At 62.2% G+C, this 11,876-nt stretch carries 13 protein-coding genes; 1 reads left to right on the forward strand and 12 read right to left on the reverse strand.

Going from position 1 to position 11,876, the window contains the following annotated elements; translation table 11 throughout:
- Positions 1-177: 177 nt before the first annotated feature.
- From B5F79_RS11285 to B5F79_RS10635, 11 genes are read right to left on the reverse strand one after another with little or no spacing between them, the layout of a single operon-like run.
- Positions 178-303 (reverse strand): hypothetical protein, encoded by a 126-nt coding sequence (locus B5F79_RS11285; RefSeq protein WP_275084185.1) that lies wholly within the window; start codon positions 301-303, stop codon positions 178-180.
- Positions 287-1,606 carry a radical SAM/SPASM domain-containing protein gene (locus B5F79_RS10590; protein WP_158094886.1) on the reverse strand — a complete coding sequence of 440 codons (1,320 nt, stop codon included), beginning with the start codon at positions 1,604-1,606 and terminating at the stop codon, positions 287-289. The genes B5F79_RS11285 and B5F79_RS10590 overlap by 17 nt, the downstream gene beginning before the upstream one ends.
- Positions 1,596-2,054 carry a GNAT family N-acetyltransferase gene (locus B5F79_RS10595; protein WP_158094887.1) on the reverse strand — a complete coding sequence of 153 codons (459 nt, stop codon included), beginning with the start codon at positions 2,052-2,054 and terminating at the stop codon, positions 1,596-1,598. The genes B5F79_RS10590 and B5F79_RS10595 overlap by 11 nt, the downstream gene beginning before the upstream one ends.
- A 39-nt stretch (positions 2,055-2,093) precedes the next feature.
- Positions 2,094-2,570 (reverse strand): hypothetical protein, encoded by a 477-nt coding sequence (locus tag B5F79_RS10600; protein WP_087221405.1) that lies wholly within the window; start codon positions 2,568-2,570, stop codon positions 2,094-2,096.
- A gap of 45 nt (positions 2,571-2,615) precedes the next feature.
- Complete coding sequence (locus tag B5F79_RS10605) at positions 2,616-2,879, reverse strand: hypothetical protein (protein ID WP_087221409.1); 264 nt, start codon at positions 2,877-2,879, stop codon at positions 2,616-2,618.
- Positions 2,880-2,905: 26 nt separating this feature from the next.
- Positions 2,906-3,169, reverse strand: a complete 264-nt coding sequence (locus B5F79_RS10610; RefSeq protein WP_087221412.1) for a hypothetical protein — start codon at positions 3,167-3,169, stop codon at positions 2,906-2,908.
- Positions 3,170-3,194: 25 nt separating this feature from the next.
- Positions 3,195-3,764 (reverse strand): hypothetical protein, encoded by a 570-nt coding sequence (locus B5F79_RS10615; RefSeq protein WP_087221415.1) that lies wholly within the window; start codon positions 3,762-3,764, stop codon positions 3,195-3,197.
- The gene (locus tag B5F79_RS10620) at positions 3,751-6,453 is read right to left on the reverse strand and encodes an FtsK/SpoIIIE domain-containing protein (RefSeq protein WP_087221418.1); all 2,703 of its coding nucleotides are present in this window, start codon (positions 6,451-6,453) and stop codon (positions 3,751-3,753) included. Before B5F79_RS10620 ends, B5F79_RS10615 begins: the two co-directional genes overlap by 14 nt.
- A 5-nt stretch (positions 6,454-6,458) precedes the next feature.
- Positions 6,459-6,905, reverse strand: a complete 447-nt coding sequence (locus B5F79_RS10625; RefSeq protein WP_143786300.1) for a nucleotide exchange factor GrpE — start codon at positions 6,903-6,905, stop codon at positions 6,459-6,461.
- Complete coding sequence (locus B5F79_RS10630) at positions 6,905-8,008, reverse strand: J domain-containing protein (RefSeq protein ID WP_087221424.1); 1,104 nt, start codon at positions 8,006-8,008, stop codon at positions 6,905-6,907. The genes B5F79_RS10625 and B5F79_RS10630 overlap by 1 nt, the downstream gene beginning before the upstream one ends.
- 10 nt (positions 8,009-8,018) lie before the next feature.
- Complete coding sequence (locus B5F79_RS10635; protein WP_087221428.1) at positions 8,019-9,572, reverse strand: Hsp70 family protein; 1,554 nt, start codon at positions 9,570-9,572, stop codon at positions 8,019-8,021.
- 144 nt (positions 9,573-9,716) lie between these two features.
- On the opposite strand from B5F79_RS10635, the gene B5F79_RS10640 reads away from it, so the two are divergent.
- Positions 9,717-10,055 carry a helix-turn-helix transcriptional regulator gene (locus B5F79_RS10640; RefSeq protein ID WP_087221431.1) on the forward strand — a complete coding sequence of 113 codons (339 nt, stop codon included), beginning with the start codon at positions 9,717-9,719 and terminating at the stop codon, positions 10,053-10,055.
- 281 nt (positions 10,056-10,336) lie between these two features.
- On the opposite strand, the gene B5F79_RS10645 is transcribed toward B5F79_RS10640, so the two are convergent.
- Positions 10,337-11,608: an ATP-binding protein gene (locus B5F79_RS10645; protein ID WP_087221434.1), complete on the reverse strand. Its 1,272-nt coding sequence runs from the start codon at positions 11,606-11,608 to the stop codon at positions 10,337-10,339.
- Between the last annotated feature and the right edge of the window lie 268 nt (positions 11,609-11,876).

The following is an 11,876-nucleotide window of genomic DNA, read 5'->3' on the forward strand; positions in this document are numbered from 1 at the left end:
CGGCGTTGTGCGCACTTGTTCGCGTTGTGTACACTCGCCGGCGTTGTGCGCACTTCTCGGCAGCGCGTCTACCTGCGCATCTGCCGAGAAGGACCTCTGGGGCCGTGTACACATCGCCGGAGGGTGCGCACATTGCCGCCGGGACGGGCGCGGCACCCAACTGGCCGCGCCCCATGGTTACCGTGCGCAGTTGTGGCAGTCGTCGTGACACTTGCCCAGCAAGCAGTGCTTGCACTTAGCCTGCTGGAATCCGCCAATGATGTAGTCCCGGTAGCGCAGGCTTGCCTTACGGATGATCCTCATGTTCGTCACCTCCCTCGTCTTCTTCAGTGAGATAGTTCTCCTCCAGGATGTCCCAGTAGAGCGTCTTTTCCGAGGCACAGGAATGTGAGCCCTTGTCGAGGTACTCCCATAGACATCCACCGAGGCACAGGGGGATATACGGACATGCTGAGCATTCTTGCTCAGTGAAGGGGTCGCGCCCCAGATAGGCTACGAGCTCCGCAGGGTTCTCCCACGCCTCGTCAACAAGCGAGGCATATGCGCGCTCCGGCCGCCCCACGTCGTTCCAGCACCGATACAGGTACCCCTCCGGATCAATCACCGCAGAGAACGCGTGCTCCGCGCCGCAGTTGCACGCTACAAAGCGCATGCCGTCAAAGCCGTCCTGAATCTGATAGGCGCGCACGTCCCCCTGATAGAAGTCGCCAATCTCTTCATGGCCGTAGCAGAGGGAGAGCTGTTCTTCTCCTTGATTGCGTGTTTGTTCTATGAGCGCCGGGTAGACGCTTCGAGGCTCGATGCCCGCCTGGTTAAGCAGCGTCTTCACGCGCACGAAGGCGCTGGGATTGCTCTTGTCGATGTTCACTCTCACGTGAAGGCGTATCCCCTGAGGGGCGAGAAGGGTCATGTTGTGCACGATCACGTCAAAGGTGGGACCGCCGTCGCGCAGGAAGCGGTGACGATCATGCTCCTCTTTGCCGCCGTCAAGCGTTACCTGCACTTCGTTGATGCCACTGCGTCGCAGCATCGCGACACGCTCTTCGTTGAGCAGATATCCATTGGTCGTCATGGAAAGCGTCAGCGGAACCTCACGCTCCACGCACAGCCGCGCGATGCGCGCAGAGAGCGTCTCTACGATATCCGGGCACAGAAGGGGCTCTCCCCCGTACCACGAAATGTGGAGGGAACGGACCTGCGCATCAAGAAGTGCCTGCACGTGCCCCACCACGGCGTCCTGCACGGCCTCGTCCATCCTAGCTGACGTCGGGGTCTCAAAGCAGTACGGACATGCGAAGTTACAGGCCATGGTCGGGGCAATGGCAAGCTCGGCAAACTCGGTCGAGAAGCGCCCGCGGTTGCAACTCATCCTGAGCAGGGCAACCTCGTCGAGGCGCTCGGGTACGAGCAGCCCCTCCTCAGCAAGCGCGCTCCGCTCCTCCTCGCTCAGACCCGACAGGGGCGCAGACCCCGTGAGGATGAGGTAATGCCGCTCCTCGAGTTCCACCAAACTGCGCAGCAGCGTGTTTGAGGCAAATATCCGCTCTCCCCTGCGCGTGAAGACGTTGAATGCAGACGGCTTGTACCCGGCCACGTCAACACCCATGGTTTGTCCTTTCGTCAGCATTTCCCCTGTCCCGAGATCGCGCGCCCAGCGCGAGCAGCAGCGCGTCTTCTGCAGGGGCGTCGTAGTAGCCGCACACCCTCCGCTCAACGCGAAAGCCCAGTGCCTCAAGGGCCTTGCGCGCTGCGCAGTTGGTCACCCTCGTCTCAGCCCACGCCGCCCGCGCCCCGCTCATCTCGAGTGCCCTATGAACAAGGGCGCCTCCGATGCCCCCGCCCCGTTGCGCGGGAGCAACCACCGAGTCGATCAGATGGAGCGCGCCGCCGCTCTCCTGACACACGAGAAACCCCACCACCGTCTCTGACTCCTCGGCAACGAGCGCAAGCAGCCCCGCGTCTTCAAGCGCCGTAGCAAAGTCCTTCAGACGGTAGCCGTCGCTGGGAAAGGCGGCAGACTCCAAATCGAGAAGGGCGGGCAGGTCGTCCGTCACTGCCTCCCTGAGAACCACCTGCCCGACTCTGCCCGTCACTTAGGCCAGCACCTGCTCGATCAGGTCCTGGATGAGCATGTAATAGCGCTGCTCCGCCTCGAGCTTCTGCTTGGAGCGCCCGAGACCGGCGATTCCCGAGCCAATCATCGAACCGACCTTGTAGCTCATCGACTTGCCCTTGCGGTCCTCCTTGGCCCACGCCGCCTGTGCGTCTTTCTTCATCTGGGAGCTCTGGCCAAAGGTGTTGATCATGACAATCGAGCGACCGCCCTCCTGTGCCGAGCGGATGGCAAAGCGGAAATAGTCTGTCTGGTGCTCGGGGTGATAAAGAACCAGACAAGGCTCGGAGGTCTTGTTGAACATGCCCCCGGACCTCACCTCATCCGTGGCGAACCCAAGCGGCAGGTTGTTTTGCTGGGCGGCGTCCGCCAGCGCGCTGTGAATGGCGTCCAGGTCTATGCCTCCCGGCAGCATCACCGGACCGATGAACTCCCCCATCGTGTCTGCCTTGATCATCGCTTTCTCCTTTCGTCTTCGCGCGCGTCGCGCGCAGGGAACCCCTTACAGGCCGTTCGCATAGGTTTCAAGCAGTTGTTGCACGCGGCTGAGCAGCGCCGCGGCTTCCTTCACCTCATCCCTCACTCCTCCAAGACCCTCGATGGCAGGGCCTTGGACGTCCGGGCGCAGCGACTCCTCCATGACGACGTTCGTTCTCTGCGCCATCTGATCGACACGCCGTGAGAAAGACCTCAGCATCTCCGCGCCGTCGCCGAGCTGCCTGGAGATGTCCCCCAGCTCTGCCTTCAGCTGAGCTACCGTTCCCATGGATGTCCACTCCTTCCGTTGGCCTTCTAGAGCCTGCTCACGTAGTTGCCGATGTTCGACGTGATGCTCGGCAGAATCTCGGTTATCTCTTTCGCGTCCTTGCGTGCCTGAGCGACCCATGCGTTAAGCATGTTCTGAAGCTCCTTGTCATCCGTGCCGCTCAGTGCGTTGCCCATACGAATCTGTACCTCCTCGAGCTTCGTCGACACCTCCCTCATAAGGGCGGAGACCTCGTCGGCCTTCTTCATCGACGCGCTGAGCTCATTCTTCAGATCTGCCACGTTTGCCATGCGCCACTTCCCTTCGACATGTTTCCTAAACCACAGCCATCAGCAGCCGACCGACGGCTGCCAGCGCTACCAGCACGAAGGCGGCAGCGTGCGACAGGCACCCAGATGCCCGCGCCGGGGGCGCCTCGACCGGAGGTGCGCCCTCTTCTTGTGCAAGCTGCTCCTGAAGCACCCTGCGTCTCGCCTCAAGAGCCTCGGACGCCCTTTGCTCCGAGACACCCTCCGCGGTGCTTTCTGCCGCATAGCGCCGTGCAAGACGCTCGATCTGCCCCGTGAGCTCGGCGTGCCGCACGAGAAGGGCCTCGAGTGAGCCACCGCCCGCAACCGGCCTCACGCGAGTGGGAATCAGCGCTCCCGCCGACCTGAGCCCGTCATCAGAGAGCATCCTTGCCGTCCGTTCGTAGCTCTTCTCGGCATCCCGAACCCGCTCCTCGAGACTCTTGAGCTCTTGTTCCCTGCGTCGAGACGACGCCGCACGTTCCTTCGACCTCTCACGCTCGAGCCCCTTGAGCTCCTCCGCAAATGCCCTGGATCCCTTGAGGTAGCGGTCAATCTCTGCGAGATATGCCTCGTAGGCGGCATCAGGCGCGCGCATGTTGCCCTCCCAGAAGCCTCGTGACCTCTCGGGCGGAGAGGGGAGCATACGGGATCAGCTTCGTCGCTCCCACGCCCGAGGAGGAGTCACAGTAGAGCCCGCGGCGGCTCTGACCGTTCCAGGTGCTGGTCGGCTCCACAACCTGCCGCGCTATGGACTGAGACCCGTAGAGCAGCACGCACCCCTCAAACGCCTCGAGCCCGCTCAGCCCAAGCTGGGACTGGAGAACCGTCGCGCCCGTCCACCAGAGGAAAAAGTGCACGCCCCACGCTGCTCCCTCCTGTAAGACTCGCTGGAACTGCCCCTGAAAAGAGAAGTCAAAGGAGCCCGCGCGATCCATGGACACGCACACCACCCACCGGCGACGCACCGCGCCCTCGTCCAGCTCCTTTGCAAGAGACTCCACCCATGGGCGGAAGTCATTGCGCCCGATGCGCTCGACCTCGCGCGCGCACGACCTCAAGATGAGCTCGAGGTTGGCATCATTGCCTCGCCCCGCGCCGCCAAAGTCGAGAAGCACGAGCGGAATCGAGTCGTCCGAGCTCAAGCACAGCGACAGCAGAGCTGCCTCGAAGACGGATGTGCCGAGGTCCGCCTCCACCGACTCATCCGTAAGCTCAGGCGAGACTCCCCTACCCACAATCGCAACGTTTCTGCCGGGGAGATCCTCAAAGAGAAACGCCGTCGGCGTCTGTTCGGCCCGCACGGATCTGCCGAGAAGGGCAAACGGCACCGAGCCGTGACGGTCTGCGAGGCACCTTCTCAGGTCGGGACCCAGCGTAGGCAAGCGGCTCCCATCGAAGACGTGCGGAGCAAGGCGCTCCGGGCCCACCTCGCGATAGAGCTCGTCGCGCAGGTCGGCCAGGCGATCGTCATCCGCGCGGGCGACCAAGACCGTCCTGTTTGCCGCCGGGTCGCCGTAGCTCTCGTTTACAATCGCCTGTCCTCGATAGCGCAGATGGGCGGCCGCGTCGTTGAAGGGGCCAAACGTCGCGCGCGACTCCTCGGGCGAGTTCTTCAGGCCCACCCTCACGGGGAACTGCGCAAAGAACTTGCTCTCCCTCCCGAGAAGAGATGAGATGCCCCCTATGCTCTGAGAGGCCAAAATCACGTGAATGCCCGCACTCCTGCCCAGACGCACGATGCGCTCCAAGAGCCCTTGCGCCTCGCCGCCCCGCTCTCCTTCCAACAGCAGCTGGAACTCGTCAATGATGAGCAGGATGCGCGGCATCTTTTGCCCGGAGCTGCGTCGATAAGCCCGCAGGCTGTCGCCATATGGCCGTATCGTCATCGTACGCCGAGCCATTTCCGCCGCAAGGTTGCGGAGCACCTCAATCCCAAAGTCTTGGTCTGCCTCGAGACCAAGCACGCGCGCCTGGGGTAGGTACTCAGGCGACTCCTTGGTCGGGGCCATGGGGTACAGCGTGATGCCCTCCTTGAAGTCGAGCAGGTAGAGAGAGAGTTCCTCAGGTGCGTAGCGTGCACACAGCCCGTAGATGATGACTTTGATGAGGTTCGACTTGCCCTGGCCCACGGCTCCCGTCACCAGCGCGTTATGCCGCTGGCCGTCACTCGAGCCCAATGTGATCTCGACAGGCCTCCCCACCTCGACCCCTATGGGGAAGGAGATGCCGTCCTCGCTCGTGTACCCAAAGTGCCGCATCGGAAGCAAGTCGCTCAGGAGAACCTCCGGCAGAGAAGAGCCTCGCGACCGCAGACGCTGCGACGCCTCCGCCGCCTCCCGCGCTTCGACGCCATAAAGCTCCGTCGCCCATTGCTCCCGTCCCTCCCAGAGAGCGCGCCCCCTCTCGTCAATGGAGAAGATCTCTGCCTCCTCGAGCTTGGCGAGGTCAAGCCATTTTGACTGCTCTCGCTCGACTGCGGGACACAGCAGAAATGACACACCCGCCGCCGGAGCACTTCGGGAGAGAGCGAGAATCCTCTGGTGCTGCGTCTCGCTCACCTGCTGGGGATAGTCATGGAGGACCACGATGACATAGGGTTCGAGGGGCATGCCTAGCCCGCGGTAGCGGGCGATGATGTTCCGCTCGCCCACAAGATGGCTGTTGTGCACGCGCGTCGTGAAGTCGGTCAGTTTGTCGAGAAGAACGTCGAGCTCGCGAGAGGTCTGGATGTAGCGAAGCGCATCCTCCCCCATCTCGTCAACCTGCGCGAAGGGAGCCTCCAGGTTGCTCAGCAATGGGTCGAAGCTGACGATCTTCAGCTGATGGGGAGCCGTCTTCTCCAGGGCGCGCATCTCGATGTGGCGCACCGCTGCGTCTCTGCGCGATGCTGCCGAGGGCGTGCGCGCGCAGAGCACCACGTTCCCGTGCCCGAGCAGCGGCACGATGAGCGGCACGGTATGCTCGGGGGAGCCGCCGGTCGGGAGATAGATCGCACCTACCTGCACATACTCAGCGACGGCTAGCGCGCCATCGTCGCGCTCCCCAATAAGGGCGTCGACCGTCTCGTTGACGCGGCGCTTGGCAAGCGCGGCCGAGCGCCCCTGTCGGGCGACGACAGAGTGGCGGCGCCTCTCCGCATCGTCGTCCCTAGCTGACGCGGCAGCACGGCAGCGTTGCTCCAGCAGGTTCTTCTCGGCTGTCAACGAGCCAAGGACATGCCCCTGGCAGCTCCGAAGCTCCGCGGAGAGCTCCCGGATGCGTTCTGCGGTCTGAGGCGCCCCCACGAGTCCTACCCCTCCCTGGGCATTCGTGCAACGACGACGCGCGACGGGCGAAGCAACGCACCGCCAAGCAGGTAGCCCTCCCGCAGAACCCCGACGATGTCTCCGTCTTCCTCGGGAGACGAGGCATCGACGGTCCCCGCCACCTCATGGTGGTGAAGGTCGAGCTTCGGGCCGTTGTCAACCGGAGAGAGCCCCCGGCGTCCCAGGACCTCAAGAAACTCTTCGACAACAGAATCCCTCAGCTCCTCCGTGAGCTCCTCCGCCCGCAGGCGGTCGAGGGCAAGAAGAAGCTCCTTGAAGAGGTCCGTGTAGGCACGACCCGTTGCCAGGGAAGTCACCTCGAGCGCGTTGCTCTTGAGCGCAGCGAGCACGGACCTCTGCTCGGCAATCTGGCCAGAAAGGGCGTCACGGCCCTGCTCAAGCGCGCGCAGGACCTCATCGAGCGTGGACATCACTGGAGACCCGAGTTCGTGGCGGCGCTGCCCAGCTGCTTCGCGTTTGTCTGCCAGCCATAGGGCCAGACCTCCCGCACGCCGTAGGCAATCAGGACAACGAGTACCAGCCAGGGGATGGGATTTGCTCCAGCACCCGCGAGCAGGCAGAGAACAAAGAATCCCGCGAGCACCCAGTACCACGTCGGGGCGCCCGCGTAGTGGCGGCCCTTTGCGTGCTCGAGCAGCTTGTTCGTCTCAGCAATCCACTGCCTCGTCTCGTCGTCCAGCGACGGAAGCCCCTGGAGCTCTCCCACCACCTGCGTGAGGTGCTCGATCTGGCGCTCGTTGGTGATGTAGGACATTCCCGCCTGCGCGCTCATCGCGTTCTCGCCATCCTGGACCAGGCAGGTACGCAGTATGCGAACGGCCTGGTCATTCCCCGGGAACGCGCTCATGACCTTGTGCGCCTCCTTGAGTGCGCCTGCGTGGTCGCCCTTAAGGAACAGGGCGCGGACCACCCTGCACCCGAAGTCCGCCTCGCTCGGATCGAGCTTTCGCGCGCGACGCGCAAGCGACACCGCCTCGTCGTAGCGTTCGAGCTGAAGGCATGACTCGGAAAGTATGTCCAGCGCTGGGACAGAGTTCGGCTCAATCTTGAGCACCTCACGCGCCGCATACTCCGCCTCGTCATAGCGATCGAGATTAACCGCAGCGACGGCGCGGACATACCACGCCCAAGGATTCTCGGGGTGCTGGCGCGTCCCCTCAGTGGCCGCAAACAGGGCACTCGTAGGATTGTTCTCGTCCAGATACTTCATGGCGCCAGAGACCCAATCGTGCTCTGAGGAGGACGCCGCGTGCTGACGCTCTTCCTCGATGCGTTGGTCCTCCTTCTTGAGCGCCACGTCGTACGTCTCTCGAGCGCTGGCGTTCAAAAGGGTCTTCTCCGCCTCTGCAAGCAGCCCCATCATGCGCTCTGCGTTTGCGCGCTGGGCTTGGTCGGGCGAGCCCTCCAGACGGCGATAGCGCTTCCTCGTGGTACGAATCGCCTGCTCGATCTCCATATACGGAGCCTGACAGTCGACCCCCAGCAGATCATAGTAGTCAACAAACGTGTCCACGATGGTCTCCTTACTCGATGTCGATGCCGCGAATCTTAGTGATTGCGGCGTCGAGATCCTCTTGGCTCATGTTTGCCACGCGCTCGAGTGCGAACTCTCCGAGAGAGCGGCGATTCGTCATGTCATGAACCTCAACATGAACGGTCTGCTCAAAGTCATAGCGGTAGGTGATGCGGAGGAGAGACCCCTTGGGGAGGCCCTCGGGAAGGGGAATCTCGCGGGAGCCGATAATGACCACAAAATCGAGATCCGGATCATCACCTTGTGTGACCTGAACATTTATGGTGCGTTGGTTGTCGATGACCGTCCCGCCCTCCTGGGAGTATTCACTCGGGACCGGGGCATTTCTCGGGATGACCACCCGGTTGTAGTCTTTCCCGTCGTCATCGAGCATCACGACACCCAGGGCCTGCGAGGTCACGTCTGACACCTCGATACCAGAGACGGCCGCCGGCAACTCATACGCCGCGGACTCGCTCCCCACGAGCTCGGGATGGGACTCCACCTCCATGGCAGCTTGCACCGCCGCTCCTAGAGCAACCGCCTCATCCGGATTGACACCACGCGCGGGAGTCTTTCCCGACATCATGGTGACGAGCTCCCTCACCATGGGCATCCTCGTTGACCCGCCCACCAGAACCACCTGATCGATGCGGTCCCAGCTGTATCCCGTCTCGTCGAGCAGGTCCTCGACGAGCTCGCGCGTTCTTCTCAGCAAGGAGCTCGTGGCCTCCTCGAAGGCCGCCCTAGTCACAGTGGCGCGATAGGGTTTTCCGCCGACGGACATATGAACGCTCGTCTTCTCGACGTTGGAAAGGGCGCGCTTTGCCGTCTCGCACTTCTCACGCAACTCGGAGCTCAGCAGAAAGTCGGACAGGACGTCACCGGCACCCTGCTTTGCAAGGTCATCGCTCACGAGGCGCATAAGCTCGTTGTCGAAGTCGAATCCGCCAAGGTTTCTGTCACCATCGGTTCCGATGACCTCGAAGCGCGCGCCTTCGATGCGCAGGAGCGTCACGTCGAAGGTTCCTCCGCCGAGGTCGTAGACAAGGGCGACCCCGTCCTGGCCGGCATCGAGCCCAAACGAGAGCGCTGCAGCAGTGGGCTCGTTCAGAACGCGCAGCACGTTAAGCCCGGCAATGACCCCCGCGTGCTTGGTTGCCGTGCGGCGCGCATCGTCAAAGTACGCAGGGACCGTGATTACCGCGCCGTCGATCTTCTCCCCCAAGGCGAGCTCCGCATCTTGCTTGAGTTTCTTCAAAATAAGCGCGGAAACCTCCTCAGCGGTATAGGAGACACCAGCTGAGGAGTCAAATCTCCAGTGGGGGTCGCCCATGTTCCGCTTTACAAACTGGACGATGTTGTCTGGGTCAGAAGCTGCAGAGTGCTTCGCCATGGTCCCCACGAGTGGTTCGTCGACACCGTCAAACGACTGGAACAAGACAACGGAAGGAGTCGTTGTCTCGCCGTCCGCATTCTGGATAATCTCGGGCAGCCCATCATCGCCGAGCACCGCAGCCGCAGAGTACGTTGTTCCAAGGTCGATACCGATTACGCGTCCCATAGGGCCCTCCGCATCGTTTTGTCGGTAACCTAAAGTCTATTCTGGTTAGACTATCTGTCAATGGACGACTGATTGTCTAACAAGCGTGTACAGCTTAATGCAAAAGGTAACGAGAGTGTCTTCTAGTACCGAACGGAGACGCTCATGCCGAAGAAGCACCAAAATGCCCTCAGCTCCATACGAAAAGCCTTGGGTCTTACTCAGCTCCAGGTCGCCGGCATGCTCGGAGTGAGCAAGGCAACCTACAGTTCCTGGGAGACGGGCCGCGCCGAAATGGGTGCCGACCGACTCATCGCCCTCTCCGAGCTCTTCCACTGCACGCCCAACGACATCCTCGGCCTTCCGGGCACGCCGGCGCAGTTCTCCCTGCTCTCCCCCACAGAGGAGGAGTGCCTCTCGCTCTTCCGGTCAGCGCCGCCCAACATCCGCGAGGACGTGGTCGACATCATGCGCAGCACGGTCAAAGGATGGCGTTTGCGCTAGCTCGCGCGAGCGGAGTCCCAGGCCAAACGTTCTTCTCGGCCATTCCGCTCGCCCGCCGGTCGGAATCGAGGGACCGGGGCCGATGCGGAGCGACCGGCGGCGTTGTGCGCACTTTTCTACGATGTGTACACTCGTCGGCGTTGTGTGCACTTCTCGGCAGCGAGTCTACCTGCGCATCTGCCGAGAAGGGCCTCTGAGGCCGTGTACACATCGCCGGAGGGTGCGCACAACGCCGGAGGGTGCGCACATCGCCGCAAGGACGGCCCGCCGCCGGACCGGCGCTACCGCGCGGCATCAGGGAGGAAGAACTCCCGTGCGCCAACGATCCGGATGCCATCGACATCGGTTCCGTACGTCCCCTCCCGGACGACAACCATCTTTGGAAACGCGTCCCTGATCGACCGGAGCGGCGCAAGCTCTCGTTCCCGAGTCCTCTCGTCCATCATGTTGTCCGTCACCTGAACGTGGCGACGCTCGCCATCCCTCACGGCAACGAAGTCGACCTCCCGGCTATAGAGCTTGCCCACGTGCACCGTCCATCCCTCATACAGAAACTGCAGATAGACGGCGTTCTCAAAGAGCCTGCCCAGATCCGACGCCCGGTATCCGCCAAGATACGAGCGAAGCCCAAGATCAACGATGTATTCCTTGGGATTTGTCTTGAGGAGAGCCTTCCCGTGTAGGTCGTAGCGCACGGCACGGTAGAACAGATAGGCCTCGTTGAGCGCGGAGAGGTACGAGTCCACCGTCTTGTTGGTGGTCTTGACACCGCCCGAGCTCAGGGCAGCGGCAATCCCATTGGATGAGCACTCGTTGCCAATATTGTCGGCAAGAAACGTCGCGAGCGAGCGCAGGAGCCGGGGATCGGTCACCCGGCTCTTGCCGCGCTCGCGCTCACGGTTGATGACGTCACGCACGGCCACGGCATCATACATGCTCGACATATACGCCGCGTGGGCGCCCTGCGTCACATCGAGCGCAGCTGTCGCGGGCATGCCTCCAAAAAAGAGATAGCGCCTGAAAAGGTCGTCGAAGAGGACAGGGTGTCCGTCGGCGCCGAGCGCAACCGCACTGCCGGGAGAAAACTGGATGCCGCAGAAGAGCGCGTACTCGGCAAAGGAGAGCGGCAGCATTTGTATCTCAACATGGCGACCCGAAAGGTAGGTGGAAAGCTCGCTTGAGAGCAGGTAGGCATTTGACCCGGTAAGGTAGATGTCGCAGTCATAATCCACGCGAAGGGCGTTCACGGCATTCTGCCAGCCCTCAATTCGCTGCGGCTCATCTATGAAGACGTACGATCTCCCCGCGCTCTCAAGGGAGCGCGAGAAGAACGCATAGAGGTCGTCCTCGGTTTTGACGGGACTCTTCTTGCTCTCAAGGTTGAGAAAGAGGCAGGGGGCACCCTCGCGCTCGAATTGCTTACGAACAAGCGCGAGCAGACTCGACTTTCCGCAGCGTCGAACACCCGTGATCACCTTGACGAGGTCTGTATCCCGAAAGGCCAGCAGCCGATCCAGATAGCGCCTTCTTTCGATGAGGCTCCGTTCGAGCATGCCGTGCTCCCAAAAAGTGTATTTGATTCGTTTTTTAGGAGCATATCATAGCTTGAAGAAGGCGGAGGGATCTCCTCCAATTGCTCAGGCGGCGGGGCAACTCACGCTGCGAAAAGAGAGCACGGCAACCTCTACGGCACGCTCTTCTCGCCCGTCCGTGCCCGCCGGGACGTGCGCACTTCTCGGCGTTGTGCGCACTTGTTCGCGTTGTGTACACTCGCCGGCGTTGTGCGCACTTCTCGGCAGCGCGTCTACCTGCGCATCTGCC

Source organism: Olsenella sp. An285 (assembly GCF_002159625.1).
Classification (GTDB): domain Bacteria; phylum Actinomycetota; class Coriobacteriia; order Coriobacteriales; family Atopobiaceae; genus Thermophilibacter; species Thermophilibacter avicola.